Here is a 22,879-nt window from a genome sequence, read left to right on the forward strand (position 1 = left end):
AACAATCCATGCAAGAAAATAGTCCTTTGATTGGCAATGATGCGGTGGTTTTTGGGATTTTGATGACCATCCTTGCTTTGGTTTTTGCAACTTCTTCAAGTAACAGTCCTTTCTGGAAAAGATTTTACCGAATCGTTCCCTCTATTTTATTGTGTTACTTTATACCTGCGGTACTGAATTCTTTTGGGATAATCTCAGGGGAGACTTCCAAATTGTACAACGTAGCATCCAGGTTTTTGCTTCCCGCTTCTCTGGTACTATTGACAATTAGTATTGATTTTAAAGGTATTCTCAAACTTGGACCCAAAGCTTTGATCATGTTTTTATCGGGTTCATTGGGTATAATTTTAGGAGGACCTTTGGCCCTAATGGTGGTTTCTTTTATTTCACCTGGAATTCTTGGAGGTGTGGGGCCTGATGAAATATGGAGAGGCCTGGCCACTATTGCTGGTAGCTGGATCGGAGGTGGGGCCAATCAGACGGCAATGCTTGAAGTTTTTGGTGCAAGTCCTGCACTCTTTTCCCAAATGATTGCCGTTGATGTTTTGGTGGCCAATTTATGGATGGCAGTTTTATTATATTGGGCAGCCAAACCGGGAAAAATTGATAAACTTTTTAAAGCAGACAGTTCTGCAATTTTTGAACTGCAGGAAAAAGTGGAAAAATACAGGGAGAGTATTATTAAGGTTCCAACCTTGGGGGATACCATGAAAATCTTTGGAATAGGTTTTGCCCTTACCGGATTATCACATTGGATTGCCGATATGGTTGCCCCCTATATCCAAAATAATTATCCTCAATTGAGCCAGTATTCATTGGATTCAACTTTCTTTTGGATTGTGGTGGTGGCCACAACAGGCGGATTGCTTTTATCCTTTACAAAAGCAAGAGAATTGGAAGGAGCCGGTGCTTCCAGGTTGGGTTCTGTACTCTTGTATGTCTTGGTTGCGACAATAGGCATGCAGATGGATTTGATGGCAGTTTTGGATAATCCCATTTTCTTTCTCATCGGTATTTTTTGGATGATTTTCCATATCATGATTATGCTCTTGATTGCTTATTTGATCAAAGCTCCTTTTTTCTTTGTGGCCGTAGGGTCTCAGGCAAATGTAGGTGGTGCCGCGTCTGCCCCAATTGTGGCCTCAGCTTTTAATCCTTCCCTTGCACCTGTTGGAGTTCTGATGGCGGTATTGGGCTATGCGGTGGGTACTTATGGAGCATATCTTTGTGGACTGTTGCTCCAGATTGTCCATAATATGTGAAGTCCTTTTGATTGTATCTGAAACCAATTTTGATTGAAGAAAGCGCTTTTCTTTTTCGGTGAAAATGTGGAGATTAGGATTAAGCTTTGAATACTGCTGAACCGAGTCATAGGTTCAGTGGTTATTATTTATGTTAAACTTTAATCAATAAGCTATGCGTCAGAATCTGGAAAATAAAACTGCCCTAATCACAGGGGGATCAAAGGGGATTGGTTATGGAATTGCAGCGGCTTTGGTTGCTGAAGGGATGAACGTGGCAATAACAAGCCGTTCCAAATCTGCTGCAGAATCTGCTTCAGAAATGCTCAATAAAATCGGAAAAGGAAAGGCCTTTGGAATTGAGGCAGATGTCCGTGATTTTACTTCACAGGAAGCTGCTGTCCAACAGGTGATTGAAAAATGGGGAAAGCTGGATCTGTTAGTGGCCAATGCAGGAATTGGGCATTTTGCGCCCATTGAGAACCTAAGCCTTGCCCAATGGCATGAGACTATCGACACCAACCTTACAGGAGTGTTTTACAGTATTAAAGCAGGATTTGATGCCTTAAAAGAATCCAAAGGGTATTTCATTACCATCTCCAGCTTGGCAGGAACCAATTTCTTCGCCCAGGGATCAGCTTATAATGCCAGCAAATTTGGGGTGACGGGTTTCACACAAGCGGTGATGTTGGATGTCAGGCAACATGGTATCAGGTGCACCACGATCATGCCAGGATCCGTATCCACCTACTTCAACAACCATGAACCCAATGAAAAAGACGCCTGGAAAATACAGATTGAGGATTTAGGTCAAATGGTAGTGGATCTGATGCAGATGCATCCTAGAACACTTCCAAGCAAAATCGAAGTCAGGCCAAGCATTCCGGGGTAATCCTTTACATTTCACGATCAGTTTTTTCAAATCCGTAACCTGTCTCGGTTACGGATTTTTTGTTTTTAAATTTGATGATTTCTTAACGATCACTTCATCGATTAGAAGATTAAAATTTTTCTATCCTTTTCATACATTTAAACTAATATTGGAAATTGAAATGTTACCCATTTGAGGATCTGTCTTTAATGGATTTCCGTTTTCAATGCGACCTGCAAATTTTCTTTCTAAATCGGGAAATCCTGGTATTGTCAAGGCATAGTCATACCAGCCAAAACTTTTTTCGGTATCAAGTGTCATGGCATGTTTTTTTAATGGCTCAATCTGAAAAAGTTGTTTTGCTTTGCCATAAGCTTGGTCCTGTAATTCAAACTTCAAGACTTTGTTTTTTTCCAGGTTTTTAATTTCAAGAATTAGCTGAGGGTTAGTTTTGTTCCTAATATCATAAAAAACCACTATTTCCATTAAAGGCTCTTCATTTGTTCCTTTGAAGCTTCTGAAAAAACCATTTGGGCCATAAGCATCCAATTGGTATTTATTGTTTTCAAAATTTTGAACCGGCCAAGAGAAATCCATTTCAGAACCTGCTTCCAGTGCAAAGGACCAGGATTTCATTGGTAACCATTTTTCATCTTCAAAATATTTTCCCGAAGAATATACCTGAAATGGTACTCCTGCTGTTTTTTTGCCAAAAAAACCTTGTTTATTCTGGAATTTGAGTTGGATTGTTCCCTTGGATGGATTAAGTAATCCATCAATATAAATCTCGTAAGGGAGAGGGGAGGAGTTCCGAATTCCTGGTTCCTGTTTGGGGAGTATTTTTGATTTGTTTCCTTTCATTTTGATATCATTGATCTCTTCTTCCCCCAATGCCGCAAAATTATCGGGCAGTGACTTGAAGCTGGCCTGATGGATCATACCCATAAATTCTCTTTGCTGTACTGGTTGAGGAAATTCAATTTTTTCACCATGGTAGGGTCTGAATACTGAGGTAAGATCTCCGCAAATAGTTCTCCGCCACGTGCTGATATTTTCTTCTTTGATTTTTTTACCTGTTTTATGTTCCAGAAAATGTTCCAAAAACATAATGGTAGAAGTAAGGTCACAAACCTCAGAATTGACCCAACCACCTCTTGTCCAAGGAGAAGCTATGATCAAGGGTACTCTATACCCTAAACCAATCGGGCTTTGTCTTGCATTTTCAGGTTTCATTCCCGGTTTGGACAATTCTTCTTCCATGCTTACGAATTCGTCCTTTGGATCAATACCTTGACTGACTTTTCCTGTTTTGTCATCATTTGGATTTGGGGCAACAAAAGGAGGGATATGATCAAAATACCCGTCATTTTCATCATAATTGAGGATAAAAATAGTTTTTTTCCATATTTCGGGATCTTCCGTGAGAATATTCATGACTTCAGAAACATACCAGGCACCATACCATGGGGCAGAGGGATGGTCTGAAAACATCTGTGGCGCAACAAGCCAGGAAATCGTAGGGAGCTGCTTGTTCTTGACATCTTTTCTGAACTGATGTAAGATATCACCCTTTGGTATTTTTGTTTTGAATGATTCACCATCTTTTTCGTATTCCATCCATTCTGTGGAATGAAAATCAGGGTCTTCCTCGTTGATGGCAAATGCTTTGAGGTGAAGGTTCCTTTCTTTTTCTGAAAGGTTCCAAAAATTATCAGGATGAAAGGTGGCAAGTTGTTCTTTGGTGCTTTTAAGTTTGGCTTTCAATTCTTCCAATTCTTTTTCCAGACCTTCCGCAGGCTCAGAGTGCATTATTTTAAGCAAACCTTCAATCTCACTTATTAATTCTTTTTCAAGCTTTTGAAGGTAAGGGTAATGGCTTTTTGCAAATCTGACATGGTATTGTTTGAACCATTCAAGGTTATTGTCTGTGAAATTGGCCAAAAGGGATTCATCTTCACCATTCAGATCTGAAGCTAGGCTGATTTCATTTTGATATACTTTCCAGGATATCCCGTTTTCTTCCAACCTTTCAGGATAGGTTTTCCAATCCACCTCTTTGGAATAGGTGGCTTCTGAATTTCTGACCACAGGAACCCCTTCCGCTGTCCTGCTTTTTCCTGTCCAAAAATACATTCTGTTGGTCGTGGTGCCGGTCAATGCGGAACAAAAATGCTGGTCACAAACCGTAAATGCATCTGCCAAAGCATAGTAAAAGGGGATATCCTTCCTGGTATAATATCCCATGGTCAAGGGTACATGCTCGAATTCTTTGGTCCCAGGTCTTTTGGCTTCAATCCAACCATCATAATTTCCATTATTTCTCGCATCTACCTGGTTTTCCCAGGAATGGGGAATATCTTTCATCCATGTTGCCTTGGTGTTTTGAATATCCAAATGGAAAGGCTTATGGGTATTACCCATCCTATCCTGTTGTAACCAGACAGGGAGTCCGTTCGGGAGTTTTATAGCCCTCGGATCATTAAAGCCTCTCACGCCCTGTAAGGATCCCAGAGCATGGTCAAATGAACGGTTTTCCTGCATCAGGAAGACCACATGTTCTGCATCATAAAAGGTACTGCCCTTCTCTGGACTAATGGCCATCGCTTTTTGAATAGCTTGTGGAATTCCGCCCCATAATGCCATTCCTCCAGAGAATATACTAGCTTGTTTGAGAAACTCTCTTCGATTTGTTTTCATTGGTTTTGGGTCAATACTCTACCTAACTTGTAAATACCGGATAGACAGAATCTCATGAGTTTGAATTTTTTTTTTATTGCCGTATAAAGTTTAATTAATTTAACTAAAAATGCGATAGGATCTAGTAATTCTGTTATGGAATTTAAGGTTATCTATAACAGTTTTTTAATCAACTTTTTCAAATTCATTAATCTGAGTATTCGTAATCTTACACATAGCCAAATATTATATTCTACAGGTGATGAATTGTGACAAGCTAATTTTTAGTCACTTTTTTTCTTGAAAAAAAGTAACCAAAAAAGTCAAGACGGCGGAATCCTATCCTCGCGCAAGGCCAAGGCCGGCCTGTCTGCCGTGACCATCCAGGCAGGCCCGGTCCGCCGTCATCCTCCCCGCCCCAACCCGAAAACTTGAATAAAAATTTGAGATTCTTTTAGAACAAGCTTACGTGTAAAATTGCGGAGAGTCAGTTTCATTAAATACTGTTCTATATATTATTTCTAAAAGAAAATAATTTATTGATAAGATATTTTTCAATTTCTAAAAATTTTACTTTGGTAAAAATCGGGTTTAGTAGTAAATTGTTTCGCACCTGAAGTGACTAGTATAATAAACCCAAAGCATATATGAAAAAATTGACTTATTTGTTTTTTGCGTTTTTCTTTTTTTCATCTATTTCCTCAGCCAAGGATTTAACCTTGGTTAAAAACCTGAAATCGGATTTTAAGATCATTATTCCAGAAAACGCGGAGATTCAGGAAATCCAGGCAGGCAAAATTCTTCAGGATTACCTATATAGGATTTCTGGATTTATGATTCCTTTAGCGCATGATAATGAACCACCCGGTAACTATGAGATTTTGATTGGAAATGTAAGGCGTCCTGAATCCGGTTTGGTTCCTTATGAAAAACTAGGGCAGGATGGTTTATATATAAAAAATACAGGAAGCAAATTGATTATCACAGGGGGGCCAAAGAAGGGGGTGATTTATGGAGTATATGCGTTTTTGGAGAAATACCTGGACTGTAGGAAATATTCATCTTCAGTGGAAATAGTACCGAAGAAAAAAACAATTAAAATTGGTGAAATTGAGGATGTGGATTTACCTGCATTTTCATTCAGGGAAGTTTTTTATCATGATGTATATGATCCTTCTTATATGGATTGGCACAAATTACATTCACATGGGGAAAGAGGGACAGCTCCTTCGGAGTGGGGATTTTGGGTACATACTTTCCATAACCTTTTGGATCCAAAAGAATATGGGGAGAGCAATCCTGAATATTTCAGTTTTTATGATGGAAGACGTCATCCTGGTCTGATTCCTTCCTGGGATGGGAAAAGTGTGCAGCCGGAGGCACAACTTTGCCTGTCCAATCCGGAAGTGCTGGAGATTGTCACCAAAAACCTTAAAGCTGCGATAGAAAAAAGGCCTCAGGCAAGGTATTGGTCAGTGAGTCAAAATGACAATGTGAATTATTGCCGCTGTGAACATTGTGCAGCCCTTGATGCGGAGTTTGCGGCATTTGCTCCTGAAGAAAAAATGTATGCCACACATGGCAGCCTTTATCCCGCTTTGGGAATGGGATCTCTTTTAACTTTTATCAATAAAGTGGCAGAGCGATTTCCGGATAAAATCATTTCTACCTTGGCATATCAATATACACGCGTGCCGCCTAAAGGCATTGTGCCCCGAGATAATGTCAATATCATGCTTTGCAGTATTGAAAGCACCAGAAATGAGCCAATGGAAACAGGTGATGTGGATTTTAGCAAAGATCTGGAAGGTTGGGGAAAAATCACTGACAATATTCTTGTTTGGGACTATACCATTCAGTTTTCCAACTTGGTTTCTCCTTTTCCCAATCTGAGGACCTTGCAGCCAAATGTGCAGTTCTTGAAGAAGAATAGAGTTAGTGCAGTTTTCGAGCAGGGAAATATTCAGAGTGGAGGGGAGTTTGCTGAGCTTAGGGCTTATCTTCTTGCCAAATTACTTTGGAATCCTGATATCGATGTAAAAAGGGAAATGGATGGTTTTCTGAAAGAATTTTATGGAAATGCTGCTCCTTATATTCAACAATACATCGATTTGATCCATGATAACAATCAGGGTTTTACAGGAAGGAAGATGTCAATTTTCGGCGGTCCCCAAAAGGAAAAGGATAGTTTCCTGACACCTGAACTCATACGTTCCTACAATGTCATTTTCGATAGGGCAGAGAAATCTGTCAAAAAAGATCCTGAATTGTTAAGCAGGGTAAAATCCGCCCGCTTACCTGTTCAATATGCCATGTTGGAAATTACAAAGGAGGAACAGGCAAGCAATTGGGTTAATTTTGGACCTATAGCACCAGAAAAACTCAAATTACCTTTTGAAGTCAGCCAGCTACTCTATGATTTTATCTACCATTGTATGCAGACCAAGGTCAGTAGATTATCCGAGTGGCATACAACTCCCGTGGAATATTTAGAGAAGTATCCCATTTTGGTAGCAAGGTAAATAAGTGTTTAGAAGAATTATTGGGAAGCCGTCCAAATCAAAATTGGTTCAATAGAATTCTATAGTTTTGCTTTGAATAAACCTGGGGTCGTTGACTTGGATGGAATTCCATTTTTTTAATTTTACTTTATAATTCCGGTTACCAGAACAAAGGAGTTATACTTTCTTAGTGTATCATTTAAATTAAAAAGTTAACAATAATTTGGTTAAAACCTTTCAAATAAACCCTTGTTTTAAAAATTGGGTCCCAAGTTGTTGTAATACTTGATTTTTTCATTGAGCTTTTTATAGTCTAATTTTCCCTTGACTTCTTTAAGGTGTTCAATTATTGCAAGGGATTTATTAAGCCTGGAATTTGAGTTTTTTACTTTGGTAACCAAATAAACCAGGCTCCTTTGTTTGCCTTTTGTCAATGTGTGGAAATATTGGTTGCCAAGGTTATCCTGGTCCAACAATACCTGTAATTCTTCCGGCATTTCATGTCCATATTCAGAATGGTCTTTTTCAATGCTGATGGTGAGTGTTTCCCCTTCTTGGATTTTCAGTTTTTCCAGAAGGGATTTATTGATCAAAACAAACCAATAGTCCTTCGTTTTCATCAAGGCAGCCGGGTAGGGAGGGAGGTCATTCAATTGACAGATTATTCTTTTATTATCCCCCTCTATAAACTCAATGGCGATTTCATCAGGAATAGGGGTATGGTACTGCCACAAACTGCTATGAAAGTTTTCAAGGTTGGATTTGAAAGTTGTTTTTTTACCCATTTCCATTCACACTGTTTTTTCTTTTTTGGAGGGTATTGAAATATCAAGTTAACTATAGATGACGCTCAATCTATGGAATTTGTTTTCCAGAGTCCCCTTTTATTATCTCTCGCCTCCCTTTGCAAGGAAACAAAGAGCTCTGCATATTTGACATTTGGAGGAACTGTCATCACGCTCGCATATCCATTTTTGACTAAATAAGCATTAAGGAACGTTCCATCTTCCAGAAATACATAGGCCAAAGTTCTTTTGTACCTATCGTATCTGCTGACATCGAATTCAAGTCTGACCCTTTTCCCCAATAGAATTCGTTCAATATTGGCAGAAGCCTCTTTGCCATAATGCCCGATTTCTTTTTTGCCAGTTTTCCTAGCTTCTGGTGCATCAATTCCAATTAACCTGATTTTTTCTTCCTGCCCTGCAATATTCTTCACCCAGAAAGTATCTCCATCAACGAATTTGGTTATTTCCAACCATTCTTTTTCTTGAATTTGCGAAAATGAAAAATTAAAAAGGAGTGTTATTAGCAAACCCACAATAAGGGGTCGAATTAAAGGGGAGTGCATATTTGAATTAATTTTTGTTTTAAATATAACCGATGAGGTATGCAAACCAAAGATGGAATCTTTCAATTGGACTCTTTTAAATTAGTTTGTTGAAAAATAACTTTTAGAGATTAAACAGTATCTCTAGTAAATTAAAACGATTTAGCAACTAATTATTTTTTTTCAGAATTTTGTTTTTTTTTAAAAAATTAAATTTTATTTTTAGTTCTGTCTGATTGATTTGTGCTAAGTAAAATAATTCTTCTTATCTCAAAAGTTTTGTTATCAGTGATATTTAAGGTTAATTATTTTGTTAGGTATTAATTTTTCAGCGTCCAGCACTAGGTACCGTAAAGCCGGTTTGTTGAATTCAATTAATTAATAAGCCTTTAACAATTAAAAAACTCCATGAAAAATGTAAAACCTTTACTAACTGTACTGGTGGTATTTATGGCCTTCTCATTTCAGGTCGTAGCCCAAACAGTAACAGGAAAAGTCAGTAGCAGTACTGACGGAATGTCCCTTCCGGGGGTCTCAGTAATTATCAAAGGTACCTCAACCGGGGTTGCAACAGACATTGATGGCAATTACACCATTAATGTAACTGGACCCTCAGCGGTATTGGTATTTTCCTACATTGGGTATACAACCCAGGAAATTACCGTTGGTAATCGGTCAGTAATCAATGTTGACATGATTGAGGATGCCTCAGAATTGGGTGAATTTGTTGTCACTGCCTTAGGTATTGAAAGGAATGTAAAAGCATTACAGTATTCCATTACCAAGGTTAATGGTGAGGAATTTGTTCAAGCCAGGGAAAACAACATTGCCAATCAGCTTGCTGGTAGGGTTGCTGGTGTTAACGTAACCAATGTGGCTTCAGGTCCGGCAGGCTCCTCAAGGGTAATTATCAGGGGAAATACTTCCTTGATGGGTAATAACCAACCTTTATATGTGGTGGACGGTATTCCTATTGACAACACCAACTTTGGCCAGGCAGGTGTATGGGGTGGATCCGATGGGGGTGATGGTATGACCAGTATCAACCCTGATGATATAGAATCCATGTCAGTATTAAAAGGTGCGGGAGCTGCAGCGTTATATGGTGCCAGAGCTGCAAATGGTGTAATTTTGATCACAACGAAGAGAGGTTCAACGCGAAAAGGTATAGGAGTTGAATTCAATTCGAATGTGGTATTTGAGCAGATCAATGATCAAACTGACCTTCAGAGAACCTTTGGTGCCGGAAGGTTTCAGGGAGATTTAGTCAATGGAGCGGCCGTCAGACCCACCACAGTAAGACAAGGTTATGACTGGGGTACACAGGCTTGGGGAGAAAGATTGGGATCTGGTACCTCGATGCATTTTGATGGGGTAGAAAGACCTTATGTATATGCGGGTGATAACTGGAAAAGGTTTTATGAAACCGGAACAGCATTTACCAATACAATTGCCTTGACAGGTGGAGGAGAAAATCAAACCTTTAGATTTACTATGACAGATCTGAGGAGTACCTCTGTTGTTCCAAATGCCGGTTTTGACCGTTTGAATTTATCTTTGGCCTCAAATGGTAAATTCGGCAAAAAACTGACATTTGATGCCAAGGTGATGTATTCCAGGGAAGATACTAAAAATAGACCTAGGTTATCTGATTCACCAGGTAATGCATTCCAATCCATCTATGCACTTCCACCAAACGTTAATGTAGAATGGGGTAGAGGAAATCCAGATAAATTAGGTACGATTCCTGCAAATACAGACCCTGCACTTTTGAGTACCTGGGGCTTTGCTGTAGGGGAAGAATATTTAATGGTCAATAACCCTTGGGGACAAAACCCATATTTCTCTACTTATCAATTATCAATAAATGATATCCGAAATAGGATTATTACTTCGGGATCTTTGAGGTATGATATTACCGACCATCTTTACATTTCAGGTAGAGCGGGATTGGATTGGTTTAATAGAAGAGGTACTACTTTAACTCCCCAGGGTACAGGGTATAACAGGGGAGGTGATATGAGTGAGAGTTCCAGAAACGTGAGTGAAGTCAACCTCGAAGCCATTATGGGTTACAACCGTACCTTTGGAAATTATGGTGTCAATGTTTTTGTTGGGGCCAATAGAATGAGAAGGCAGGATGAAACCATTTCTGCTAATGGACAACGTTTTAATGTGCCTTTTTTCCATGCCATCAATAATACAGTTACCAGAAACTTTGGTTATGGATTTTCCGAATGGGGAATCAATTCTGTTTTTGCATCGGGTGAATTCAGTTATAAAAACATTGTGTTTTTAACTGCCACAGCCAGGACAGACTGGTTCTCAGTATTGGATCCTGAAAACAATAATATTACCTATCCTTCCATTGGTTCCAGTTTTGTCTTCACCGATGCCATGAAGAATTTACCTAGTTGGTTAAGTTTTGGTAAAATCAGGGCATCTTGGGCTCAGGTAGGAAATTCAACGGTTGGACCATACCAGATCGCCAATGTTTATTCACTATTGGGAGCTCCGGCCATTAATTTCCAAGGCCAGCAAGTTGCCATGGCCACATTTGCCACCGCGCAGGGAAATGCAGGTACTATACCAAACCGATTCTTAAAGCCATTGCTTTCAACTGAAACCGAGTTTGGTTTTGATGTGAGATTTTTGGAGAACAAGTTAGGGTTGGATTTTACTTATTATTCACAGAGAAGTACCAATGATCAATTGAATGCCGGGGTGTCCAGGTCTTCTGGTTTTGGTTCAACCTTGGTTAATTTAGGAGAAATGCAGAACCGTGGAATTGAAGCCTTGATTTCTGCGACACCGGTTTCAAAAGGTGCCTTTAAATGGGATGTGTCCTTGAATATAGCAAGAAATAGAAATAAGGTAATTTCACTGATCGAAGGAAATGACATTTTAAATGTGGAAGAACCCAGGACAAGGACTGTATTTATCCAGCATAGGACAGGTTATCCTTTTGGTGTCATAGCAGGATGGGTACAAAAACGTGATCCTAATGGCAATTTGGTCTTTGAAGCTAATGGAGCCCCGGTTCAGTCAAGTCAAATGGAAGTTATCGGAAATGGTATACCTGATTGGACAGGTGGATTAAACAACAGTTTCTCATACAAAGGATTTAATTTATCCTTCCTGATTGATTTCAGATTGGGAGGAGACTTATATTCAGGAACCAACCTCCGTTTGACACAATGGGGCTTGCATAAGCAAAGTCTTCAGGGAAGATTGGGTGAAGAACCTTTGTCTGTATCAGGAGTAGTTCAAACAGGTACAGATGGAAGCGGTAATCCAATTTATGAGCCATTCAGTAAAACGCTAACCCCAGGAGAGGCCAACAATTACTGGAATCAGATGGGCAATAGGGTTCAAGATCATTTCATTTATGATGGATCATTTGCGAAACTGCGCCAACTTACTTTCGGGTATAGCTTCCCAAGGAGAATAATTGACCGAACACCGTTTAATTCCCTTAGCCTTTCCTTCGTAGGAAGGAACCTTGCTATTCTTTGGAAGAATGTTGAAAACATCGATCCGGAATCTGCATACTCCTCAGGAAATGGACAAGGACTTGACTATTTCGGAATGCCGCAGACCAGGACATATGGATTTAACCTGAATGCTACTTTCTAACTCTTTAAGAAATTCGTATGAAAATTATAAATAAAACGATCATTTATTTGCTGATCTTGGCTATACCCATGATCGCATGTGATACTGATGAACTGCATGATTTGAACATCAATCCGCAGGCAGTTAACCAAGTAGATTTGAATTTCATATTTACTGCAGCCCAGTTAGGTTCTGCATCAGGTGGATCTGCTGGTGATAATCGATATATCGACTGGAGAACAAATATAGGAATGACTGCCTATTTGATCCAACAATTGGCTAATGCCGGAGGGGGAATAGCTCCAGGTGATAAATACACGGAAAATTTCGAATCCAATAACGCGCCTTTCGAATTTTGGTATGGAGACGCCTTAAAAAACATTTCCGAAGTACTCCGTCAAACCGGTCCCGGCGGCTATGACGAAGGAAATAAAGTCAATTTGAGAAATGCCGCAAGGATTTTACGTGTTCTAAATTTCCATAGATTGACAGACTTCTATGGCAATATTCCTTATTTTGAAGCCCTTCAAGGGATGGATGGTTTGTATTTTCCAAAATATGATAATCAATCTGATATCTATCCTCACCTCCTGAAGGAATTGGAGGAAGCATCCGCTGCCATAAGTCCTTCAAATCCTGATGAAGGGTTTGCTAGGGCAGATATTATTTTCAATGGGGATATTGCTAAATGGAAACGTTTTGGATATTCCCTAATGCTCAGATTGGCTATGAGGGTATCCAATGTTGCCCCTGCTCTTGCGAATGAGTATGTCACCAAGGCTATTGCAGGTGGGGTCATGCAGAGCAATGCAGACAATGCATGGGTTCCTATGTCTGAAGGGCCAAGCCTTTGGACCAATCAAAATGGGATTTCTAGAGCCTTTTATCCAGGCGATGGTGGCCAGCCAAGTTTTTTGAGTAAAACCTTGGTTGATTGGTTGAAAGCAGGTGCTACCACAGCTGATGAGGTGGATCCACGTTTGATGATTATCAGCGGTGGTATAGCTGATTGGTCTGCTGTGGCCTGGACGCCGATCAACACTAACCCTTTGGAGCAAAAAGGGATGCCTAATGGTTTTGATGCAGCAGGTTTGGACGAACTTGAAGGAGGTCCGGTTGACCAGACCTCAACTTACTCAAGAATCAATTACCTTATGCTACAAAGAGATGCACCTTATATCTTAATGAACTTTGCAGAATCTGCGTTTTTACAGGCAGAAGCTTTGGAACGCGGTATAGGATCAGGTATCACCGGTACTGCTAAGGATCATTATGAAGCCGGTGTGAAAGGTGCCATGCAAATGTTTACACCTTTTGATCCTTCCTTGACAGTTTCTGATGCCCAAGTGGCTTCTTATCTAACCCGTCATCCTTATGGAGTTGAAAAGCCTGCATTAGAAATGATTGGAGAACAATTATGGGTAAGCAAGTTCTTTAACTGGTGGGAAGCTTGGTCAGATTGGAGAAGAACTGGATACCCGGTTTTGGTTCCAACAGACCATCCTGCAAGTGTTACAGATGGTCAGATCATGAGAAGACTGAGGTATCCTGCTGCTGAAGTAGCCACAAACCAGAATTTTCAAGCTGGGGCAACGCTGCCGGATATATTCACCACAAGAGTTTGGTGGGATGTGGCAAGATAATATTTCTTGAATTCAATATTCTTTAAAACCCGGAATGACAATTCCGGGTTTTTTTATTTGTAGTTTTTAAAAATTCCATCTCCATTACTTCCCATGTATGCTCCCCAAAGGATATCTTTTTTAATTTTTACAGATGTATCAATTCTTTTGGCCCTCATACCCAGAAATGAAAGGATATCAGAATGGCTGAAATACTGAAAATGAACGATATCCAGATATCCATCGCTGTCGAGATCACCAATCCATGGGGTTGAAAAAATATTTTTCATTGATTGGCTTTGGTCAATAGGCCATATTTTTTGATTTTTAAAATCAATCGCCAATAGTTTATTTTCAATTGGAAAAGAAGATTGATCTGTTATTTTTCGATCGCAATCATATTCATTGATGCTGATCAGAACTTCATCTATTCCATCATGGTTGAGATCATAAGAGACGGGGGAAGAAAAACCTGCACAACCAAGGGAATCCAGATACTCAATATTGCCGTCTTTCCCACTGACCATTACCTGTAATAATCCTGTATTTTCAGGCCATATCCCTTTACTTACAAAAGTGAAGAAATCAGGTATATTATCCTTATTAAAATATCCAACTGCAAAACTGTTGGAGCATTCTGTTCCTTCAATTTTATTTTTCCAAAGCAATTCATGGGTGCTTCCATCAATAGCAAAAAGAGTACTTGAATGTGAAATTGCAATAATATCCAGGATTCCATCCAAATTGATATCGGCCAGGACCGGTGGAGAAATAAAACCATGTCCTGATTCTGAAGCAATTACTTTTGATTGTTTTAATTTCTGACTTTTTAAATCTTCTAAGTTTCCCAAGTAAAGATTTCCACTTAAGGTTTCGCCCCCTGAGCCGAATAGGATAAAAGTTTCTTTACGGTTGGGAATGGAAAATGCCAAGGGAGACATATAAGATTCTTTGCCATCCGGCATCGTGTCTGATGCCAGGATATTTCCAGTGCGGGAATCAATCAGCATGAGAACGCCAGGGTACCGGTTTTCCTCTTCAAATGGTTTTGCTTCCGCATTTCCTCCATTCACTGTTAAAATATCAGCAATTCCATCTCCATTTTGATCAGGTATCCAAACTGAATTATTGAAATTGAATTTGGCATATTGAAGAATAGGATGGTCTTCAAAAGAATAAGCATACTTCCAAAGAAGTTTTCCTGAGCGTCCATCCAAGGCACTAAGCTGAGGAGTTCTCCCTCCAATAATAACATCCTGAATATTATCCTGATTTATGTCAACAAATGTAGCTGAACCATAGACCTGGTCCTCAGCTTCATGCTGCCAAAGTATTTCTCCGTTGAGCCCATTTAGGGCAAGAATACCCTGATCACTAGGCTGGAATTCATTTTTTCCAGCGCCAATGACAATATCCAAGACCCCATCACCATTAAGATCGGTAGTTCTTGGAGAAGATTGGGATCCAATGACCGGAAAATCCACTGTCCATTTCACTTCACTTTTTTTGGTATTGCATGAAATTTGTAAATGAAAAAAAATAGCCCAAAATGTAAAAAAAATCAATCTTTTGGATTTTAGAAATGCAGACCTTGATGCCATTTTGAATAAAGCAATATGTTTCAATACTAAAGATAAATTGTTTATCAGAAATTCTTTTTAACTAGGTGTAGAAATGATGATATCATTAAAATTAAAATGCAAGGATGATCAAATTCATTGCATTTTTATGACTCAGGGATTAAATTTAATTTTATTACTCAAACCTGTTGCTAACTTTGAATTTATACCCAACAATTAATAAGCTATGAAGTTTACTGCTCCTCTTGTATTGATTTTTTTACTCTTTTTTCATTTGGGTGATGTTTTTGACCATGCAGATAAAGCTGAAAAACCATTATTTGAACTTGTTGCCCCAAATAAATCCGGTATCAAGTTTCAGAACAAGCTAACTGAAGATAAATCAAACAATGTTCTTAGGTATGAATATTTTTATAATGGTGGGGGAGTGGCTATTGGAGATGTCAATAATGATGGGCTAGATGATCTTTATTTTACCGGGAATATGGTTCCTAATAAGCTTTATTTAAACCTTGGAAATTTTAAATTCAAAGATATCACAAAGGAAGCAGGCGTAGCAGGCAAAGATTCATGGACTACTGGTGTTACAATGGCTGATGTCAATGGAGATGGTTGGTTGGATATTTATGTCTGCTATTCCGGAAGGGGCAATCTGGAGTCCATGAAAAACCAGCTTTTTGTCAATCAAAAAGATGGTACATTTAAAGAAGAGGCTGAATTATATGGAATTGCAGACTATTCAAACAGCATTCAAGCTATTTTTTTTGATTTTGATCTTGATGGGGACCTGGATATGTATCTATTGAACCACAATACCAATGTGATCAATGAAATTGAATTTGACAAAGCGAGAATGGACCGGAATCCATTGGCAGGTGATAAACTTTACAGGAATGATGCAGGAAAGTTCATTGATGTGAGCAAATCTGCCGGCATTATGGGGAATTCCATGGGTTTTGGATTGGGAGTTGCAGTTTCAGATATAAATGGGGACGGTTATCCCGATATCCATGTTTCCAATGATTACATAGAGCCTGATTATCTTTATATCAATAATGGGAATGGTACGTTTACTGAATCTCTGACCAGTTATTTACAGCACATATCCTATTTCTCGATGGGCTCGGATATTAGCGATATCAACAATGATGGATTACCTGACATCTTTACTTTGGATATGCTTCCCGAAGATAATAAAAGGCAAAAATTACTCTATGGTCCTGAAAATTATGAGCAATATGCGTTGATGGTCATGAAAGGTTTTTACCACCAGAATATGCGTAATATGCTCCATCTCAATAATGGAAATGGCACCTTCAGTGAAATAGGACAATTGGCTGGAATTTCAAACACAGATTGGAGTTGGGCTTCATTTTTTACAGACTTTGATAATGATGGATGGAAAGATTTATTTATCAGTAATGGGTATTACAGAGATTATACCAATAGGGATTTCCTAAAATTCAGAGGGGATTATTATTTTAATCAGGCAAGGGAAAAATTACCTGCGGACACGCTCTTCCTGGTCACCAGTATGTCTTCAACTCCTGTGCAGAATTATATTTTCAAGAATAATGGTAATCTCACTTTTTCCAATAAAAATAAAGACTGGGGAATTTCAGGACCTAATTTTTCAAATGGGGCTGCTTACGCTGATTTGGATAATGATGGCAATCTTGATTTTGTTGTAAACAATATTGATGGACCTGCATCAGTTTATCGAAATACGCTTGGCAATTCAGGAACCAATAATTACCTGCAGATTGATCTCAAAGGACAAGGAAAAAACAGTTTTGGCTATGGTACAAAACTAACGCTCTATTCTGAAAATAAGCTCCAGTTTTATGAACAACAACCTACAAGAGGATTTCAGTCTTCTATGACCCATAGGGCTCATTTTGGATTGGGTAAATCTGAAAAAATTGACTCTCTTATTGTAGTTTGGCCAGATGGAAAAACGGAATCTTTATATGATTTAGCTGCAAACAGTTTAATTACCATAAATCAAAGTAATGCAAGTTTGCCAATTGAAAATGTGAAATCGGAGGAAGATGGATTATTTATTCGCATCAAATCTCCTATTGCCAATGAACATGTGGAGTATGGATATAATGATTTCAAAAGACAGCCTTTATTGATCCACATGCTATCCACCTGTGGTCCTACGATTACTTCAGCAGATATCAATAAAAATGGTTTTACAGATGTCTTTGTGGGTGGCACATTTGGCTCTCCCGGCAAGATGTTTTTGCAGGTTTCAAACGGTCAGTTTATTCATTCCCAAGGTCTTGATCTTTCATTGGACAAGGGCTATACGGATGCAGACGCTGTTTTTTTTGATGCAAATGGAGATAGTCTTCCCGACCTTTATTTGGCCAGTGGGGGGTACCATGACTACAAAAAAGATGATTTTAGATTGAAAGACAGATTGTATATCAATCAGGGAGGTGGAAATTTTAAAAAAGATCCAGAAGCTTTGCCCAATATTTATTCAAGTGCTTCTTGTGTCGAAGTGACAGATTTTGATGGGGATGGCCACTTAGACCTTTTCGTAGGTGGGAGGGTAGTTCCGGGTGAATACCCCTCAAGTCCAAAAAGTATATTGTTCAAAAATAAAGGAAATGGAAAGTTTGAAGATGTGATCAGTACTTATATTCCTGAGCTTGAGTATGGAGGAATGGTCACAGATGCAGTTTGGACAGACATGAATGGAGATGGATTTTCCGATTTGATTGTAGTAGGAGAATTCATGCCAATTAAGGTATTTTTGAACCAAGAGGGGAAGAAATTCATAGATGCCACATTAAATTATTTCGAGGACCCTATTCAAGGGCTTTGGTCATCTATTTCAAAGGGGGATTTTGATGGGGATGGGGATATGGATTTTATTCTTGGCAATTTTGGATTGAATTCCCAGCTGAAGGCCAGTAATTTAGAACCCATAAAATTATACTATGATGATTTTGATGGTAATGGATCTGTTGACCCAATTTTGACATATTTCATTCAGGGTAAAGCTTATCCTTTTGCCAGTAGAGATGAATTACTGGATCAGATGTATGGCATGCGCAGTAAATTCACAAATTATGGGGCATATGCAGATGCCAAGCTTGAGGATATTTTAACTTCCGAACAAATTAAGAAATCAAAAATGTTAGAGGTAAATGAATTAAGATCTTTTTACCTCGAAAACAGAGGTGGAAAATTGATTCCCAAACCTTTACCAATAGAGGCGCAGTTCGCACCTGTTTACGCCATTCATGTAGGTGATTTCGATAGGGATGGGCATTTAGATATGATCTTAGCAGGAAACCAAAATTCCAGCCGGTTGAGAATCGGGGTAATGGATTCAAATTTTGGACAGTTGTTTAAAGGTGATGGTAAGGGAAATTTCCAATACATGAATCAACAAAAATCAGGATTCAATTTTATGGGAGATGTGAAATCAATGGAGCAAGTTAAAATTGGAAATATCGAGGTTCTTCTTGTAGGTATCAACAACCAAAATCTGGAAAGTTATTATTTGAATAATTTGGGAGAAAAAGAAACTGAGAATTAAATCATGCTTCTTCTCTGTTTATTTCCTTTATTTATTTATCCCTTAAAAAAGGAACAAAGCGGACGCTGCTGATAAATCGTGTTCTGAATTTACCTTTTACCTTTTCACCTAAAATCAGCTCTTGGACTTTGCCTTCCTCGCCAACAGGTATGATCATTCTTCCCCCTTCTGCCAACTGATCAATTAAAGGTTGAGGGATTGTTTCTGGAGCTGCTGTAACGATGATGGCATCAAAGGGGGCTTTATCCGGCCAACCTTGATAACCATCTCCAATCCTTACCTGAATATTCTCATAACCCAGGGATTGCAGATCACGTTCAGCCCTTAATCCCAAAGCCTCAAAAATTTCAATGGTATACACTTCTTTTACAATCTCTGCCAATACTGCTGCCTGGTAGCCGGAACCTGTTCCTATTTCCAAGACTTTCATGTTTTTATCCGGTTTGATCAGTTCAGTCATCAAGGCCACGATGTAAGGCTGAGAAATAGTCTGTCCTTCTCCAATAGGAAGAGGCATGTCTGAATAAGCATATTCTCTTATTTTTTCAGGTACCAGCAAATGTCTAGGGACTTTTCGCATAGCCTCCAAAACTGATTCGTCTTTAATTCCTCTGGCTTCTATTTGAGATTCAACCATCTTCTCCCTTTTTGATTTATATGGGTCAGTTTGCCAGAGAAATAAAATCAAAAATATCCAGATGATTTTCATTGGGACCATCATTAACGATATTTAATTTAGGAATTTTAAATGGATTTAAAAATCTCTTTAAAGGTGAAAATTCACTGCTTCAAAGTTTATAGGTGATTTCTATTCTATTGCCATCTGGATCAAGGGTTTCGAATTCATAATATCCATCTCCGGTAGTTCTAGGTCCTCTTAAAATTTCAAATCCTGCATCTTTTAACTCAATGGCCTTTTGCTCGACTTCTTTTTTGCTACTTACCCCGAATGCCAGGTGAATCAGACCCAGATGCTGTTTTTCTTTGGTATCATTGGAATTTTGAGGAATCCCTTCCATTTGCATAATTTCCAACCTGGCACCGCCTTTAAAAGTCAAAAAATAACTCTTAAATCCAGTTTTTGGATTATTGTACAATTGGTTGGGAATTCCTCCAAAGTGAGTCTGGTAATAGGCTTTCATTGATTCAAGATTATCCGTCCAAAGGGCTACATGTTCTAAAGTCATGGTCTTTACCTTCATTGGTTATTTTATAGGCTTTAAGATCCAACCAAAAAACAAGCCATGCAACAATTTAAAGTAATTATTGCTCTCCATAGGGGATAAGAATGAGCCCATTTCTTATGCATACATCAAATTCGGTTTTTTGGCATATTGCCTTAAATTGATCATTTTTTGAAGCTGTGTTCTTGCCCGGCTCAACTGGGATTTGGAAGTGTTTTCGCTGATCTGAAGCTTTTTTGCAATTTCCTGATGGGAATATCCTTCAATGGCATACAGATTAAAAACAGTTCTGTATCCAGTAGGTAGATTGTCGATCAATTTCATCAGGTCTTCCACAGCCAGTTCATCCGAAGGCTGACTGGAGACCGGTGCCGGAAGAACCCCATCCAATCCAATTTCCTTATAAAGATTCTTCTCTTTTTCAAGATACATCAGACATTCATTGACCATGATTCTTCTTATCCAGCCTCCAAAACTTCCGGTACCTTTGAATTGATGGATACGGTCAAATACTTTCATGAAACCTACGATCATGACATCTTCTGCAGCAGCGCTTTCCTTTACATAACGCAGGCAAAGGGCATACATTTTTTGGGAATAAAATTCATAAACAGCTTTTTGAACCAAGGGATCATGGTCCTGACAGCCTTGAATAAATTCGGCATCCGTTAAAGTTTTAATAATTTTCATTGTGGTTTATGGTTTGTTGGTTTAATAGTTTCCATATAAAGGACATTACAAATCTCATTATCTTGGAAGACTCTGGAAATCACATAAATGTGTGAAATATGTGGTTTTTAATTTGACGGCAGGGTAGGATGTTATTACCTGAAAAAGGTTAAAAGAGAAATAGCAAAAGGCAGAAAAAAGTAAGGAATATTAAATTCAGTATTCCAAATGAATATTTAAAGATCGAAATTTGAAATGGATTTTTTCCGAAATTCAAACAATACGGTCCCTGAATGCTTTTGCTACCGCCTCTGATTTGGAATTTACATGAAGCTTTTCATAGATTTTTTTGATATGGCTTCTGACAGTATCCATGGCGATAAACATTTCCGATGCGATCATTTTATAAGAATAGCCTTTCACCAAAAGTTGCAGTACTTGTTTTTCCCTTTCCGAAAGGTTGTAGTCATTATCTGCGGGCATATTTATCTGGGAAAACATTTTGAGTACCTGTGCAGCTACTGATGAGGTCATGGGTGCACCTCCGGTGGCAGCCTCCTGAATATATTCTAATAATTTGACAGGAGGGGTTTTCTTTAAAATATACCCATTGGCACCGTTTTGAAGGGCTTCAAAAATATTCTTGTTATCATCAAAAACCGTCAGCATCAAAATGCTGACCTCTGTATTGAACTGTCGTACAATTTTCAATCCCTCAATTCCATTTACACCTGGCATATCTATATCCATGAGGATTACATCGGGTTTATAGGAACCCACTTCAAATGCGATATTTGAACAGTTTTTAAATGCTCCCAATACCTGAAAACCTTCACTTCCATCAATTAGCATAGTCAGACCTTCTCTTAGCTGTGGATTGTCTTCATAGATTAGTACTTTTATCATAGCACACGCATTTTATGTTAATAATACAAAGGAATAGACTTAATCTTTGAATTTCAATCACATAAAAAGGGGGTAAGTAAGGAAGTGGGAAGTGGGAAGTCGGAAGCCGAAGTGGGAAGAAATTCAGGAAGTGACGGGGGATGTTTGGATTTTTGTAATTTGGATTTTGTAATTTGTAATTTTAATCCTCTTCTTCTGCAACAATATCCATTGACTCTTCTGCCCAGTCAATGATTGACTGTCTTTGGTTTTCATCAAGTTTGGAGGATGGGTGCATCAAAAGGTATATTTGCATAGGCATTTCTCCTTCTTTAACTGCAATGGCGATATCATCCAACAAACTCAGTTTTTTCATCATATCATAATTTTCCCATTCAGAAAAATTAAGTTCTTCTCTTCCTTCCCTGATATCTTTGGCTACCAACCAGGAGGATGGCGCAATATGGGAATACCAAGGAAATACAGATTCATTGCTATGACAGTCATAACATGACTTTTTTAACAAAGCAGCCACGTCTTGGTTGACGAGGCCACTTTGAATAATATCTCCTGGATTATTGGCTTTTACTTCAGGCAATTCACTAGGAACTAACTGTATGCCTAGGAAGACCAATAAAAGCAAGCCCAGGATGTAATACCGTTTTTTCATTATTTGGATTTCTTTTTACCGGCACTCCATTCCAATAAAGTTGCTAATTCTGCTTCAGTTAATTTACCTTCTGGTTTATTTTCAAGGTATTTGGCAGGAGGCATATCCCCATTTTCCAACACCTCAGTTATTTTGCCCATGGTAGCCAATTGTTTGGATTTTTTGGTTGCTTCAAAAGCATCCCAATCCAATTTAGATTTACCTTTTTCATTTTTGGATTCTGCATTGTGACATCCATAGCATTTTTGATCTACAACAGCCTTTACATTTGCAGGCATTTCAGGCGCCATAGTATGTTCTAAAATTTCTGCTTCAGCACCTGATTTTATGGTAGCCTGAAAGAAAAGTAGCCCAAGTAAGGCCAATGTTGGAAATAGGAAGAGTTTTTTCATAGTGCAAGAATTAGGTTTGTTACTGAAATTTCCACATTATTTTTTGATTACGCAAACCTAATATCAGCAAAAGACTAAGTTTTA

General features: G+C 38.6%; 16 protein-coding genes. 6 read left to right on the plus strand and 10 right to left on the minus strand.

Going from position 1 to position 22,879, the window contains the following annotated elements:
- Positions 1-8: 8 nt before the first annotated feature.
- Positions 9-1,262 (plus strand): DUF819 family protein, encoded by a 1,254-nt coding sequence (locus ACFSKV_RS04455; RefSeq protein ID WP_380800671.1) that lies wholly within the window; start codon positions 9-11, stop codon positions 1,260-1,262.
- A 154-nt stretch (positions 1,263-1,416) separates the two neighbouring features.
- The gene (locus tag ACFSKV_RS04460; RefSeq protein ID WP_380800672.1) at positions 1,417-2,133 is read left to right on the plus strand and encodes an SDR family oxidoreductase; all 717 of its coding nucleotides are present in this window, start codon (positions 1,417-1,419) and stop codon (positions 2,131-2,133) included.
- Positions 2,134-2,262: 129 nt separating this feature from the next.
- On the opposite strand, the gene ACFSKV_RS04465 is transcribed toward ACFSKV_RS04460, so the two are convergent.
- Positions 2,263-4,809: a phosphocholine-specific phospholipase C gene (locus ACFSKV_RS04465; RefSeq protein WP_380800673.1), complete on the minus strand. Its 2,547-nt coding sequence runs from the start codon at positions 4,807-4,809 to the stop codon at positions 2,263-2,265.
- 626 nt (positions 4,810-5,435) lie between these two features.
- Here ACFSKV_RS04465 and ACFSKV_RS04470 point away from each other — a divergent pair.
- Positions 5,436-7,310 carry a DUF4838 domain-containing protein gene (locus tag ACFSKV_RS04470; protein ID WP_380800674.1) on the plus strand — a complete coding sequence of 625 codons (1,875 nt, stop codon included), beginning with the start codon at positions 5,436-5,438 and terminating at the stop codon, positions 7,308-7,310.
- A gap of 233 nt (positions 7,311-7,543) precedes the next feature.
- Here ACFSKV_RS04470 and ACFSKV_RS04475 read toward each other — a convergent pair whose 3' ends face one another.
- Both ACFSKV_RS04475 and ACFSKV_RS04480 read right to left on the minus strand, forming a co-directional pair.
- Entirely contained in the window at positions 7,544-8,074 is a 531-nt protein-coding gene (locus ACFSKV_RS04475; RefSeq protein WP_380800675.1) for a YdeI/OmpD-associated family protein, read from the minus strand.
- Positions 8,075-8,139: 65 nt separating this feature from the next.
- Positions 8,140-8,547: a thermonuclease family protein gene (locus ACFSKV_RS04480; RefSeq protein ID WP_380800676.1), complete on the minus strand. Its 408-nt coding sequence runs from the start codon at positions 8,545-8,547 to the stop codon at positions 8,140-8,142.
- A gap of 480 nt (positions 8,548-9,027) precedes the next feature.
- On the opposite strand from ACFSKV_RS04480, the gene ACFSKV_RS04485 reads away from it, so the two are divergent.
- Both ACFSKV_RS04485 and ACFSKV_RS04490 read left to right on the plus strand, forming a co-directional pair.
- Positions 9,028-12,255 (plus strand): SusC/RagA family TonB-linked outer membrane protein, encoded by a 3,228-nt coding sequence (locus ACFSKV_RS04485; RefSeq protein ID WP_380800677.1) that lies wholly within the window; start codon positions 9,028-9,030, stop codon positions 12,253-12,255.
- Between the two features lie 17 nt (positions 12,256-12,272).
- Complete coding sequence (locus tag ACFSKV_RS04490; RefSeq protein WP_380800678.1) at positions 12,273-13,877, plus strand: SusD/RagB family nutrient-binding outer membrane lipoprotein; 1,605 nt, start codon at positions 12,273-12,275, stop codon at positions 13,875-13,877.
- Between the two features lie 53 nt (positions 13,878-13,930).
- Here ACFSKV_RS04490 and ACFSKV_RS04495 read toward each other — a convergent pair whose 3' ends face one another.
- Positions 13,931-15,352, minus strand: a complete 1,422-nt coding sequence (locus ACFSKV_RS04495; RefSeq protein ID WP_380800679.1) for an outer membrane protein assembly factor BamB family protein — start codon at positions 15,350-15,352, stop codon at positions 13,931-13,933.
- Between the two features lie 310 nt (positions 15,353-15,662).
- Here ACFSKV_RS04495 and ACFSKV_RS04500 point away from each other — a divergent pair, with 310 nt between their 5' ends.
- Entirely contained in the window at positions 15,663-18,995 is a 3,333-nt protein-coding gene (locus ACFSKV_RS04500; RefSeq protein ID WP_380800680.1) for a VCBS repeat-containing protein, read from the plus strand.
- Between the two features lie 31 nt (positions 18,996-19,026).
- Here the strand turns inward: ACFSKV_RS04500 and ACFSKV_RS04505 are convergent, their stop codons facing one another.
- From ACFSKV_RS04505 to ACFSKV_RS04530, 6 genes are all read right to left on the minus strand, one after another.
- Positions 19,027-19,716: a protein-L-isoaspartate(D-aspartate) O-methyltransferase gene (locus ACFSKV_RS04505; protein ID WP_380800682.1), complete on the minus strand. Its 690-nt coding sequence runs from the start codon at positions 19,714-19,716 to the stop codon at positions 19,027-19,029.
- A 67-nt stretch (positions 19,717-19,783) separates the two neighbouring features.
- Positions 19,784-20,197 (minus strand): VOC family protein, encoded by a 414-nt coding sequence (locus ACFSKV_RS04510; protein WP_380800683.1) that lies wholly within the window; start codon positions 20,195-20,197, stop codon positions 19,784-19,786.
- A gap of 99 nt (positions 20,198-20,296) precedes the next feature.
- Positions 20,297-20,869 (minus strand): RNA polymerase sigma factor, encoded by a 573-nt coding sequence (locus tag ACFSKV_RS04515; RefSeq protein WP_380800684.1) that lies wholly within the window; start codon positions 20,867-20,869, stop codon positions 20,297-20,299.
- A gap of 252 nt (positions 20,870-21,121) precedes the next feature.
- The gene (locus ACFSKV_RS04520; RefSeq protein WP_380800686.1) at positions 21,122-21,754 is read right to left on the minus strand and encodes a response regulator; all 633 of its coding nucleotides are present in this window, start codon (positions 21,752-21,754) and stop codon (positions 21,122-21,124) included.
- Between the two features lie 181 nt (positions 21,755-21,935).
- Positions 21,936-22,403, minus strand: coding sequence for a heme-binding domain-containing protein (locus tag ACFSKV_RS04525; protein WP_380800687.1), 468 nt, complete (start codon positions 22,401-22,403; stop codon positions 21,936-21,938).
- Complete coding sequence (locus tag ACFSKV_RS04530) at positions 22,403-22,795, minus strand: heme-binding domain-containing protein (RefSeq protein WP_380800688.1); 393 nt, start codon at positions 22,793-22,795, stop codon at positions 22,403-22,405. Before ACFSKV_RS04530 ends, ACFSKV_RS04525 begins: the two co-directional genes overlap by 1 nt.
- Positions 22,796-22,879 lie beyond the last annotated feature (84 nt).

The organism is Shivajiella indica, from assembly GCF_042683085.1.
In the GTDB taxonomy this organism is placed as follows: domain Bacteria; phylum Bacteroidota; class Bacteroidia; order Cytophagales; family Cyclobacteriaceae; genus Shivajiella; species Shivajiella indica.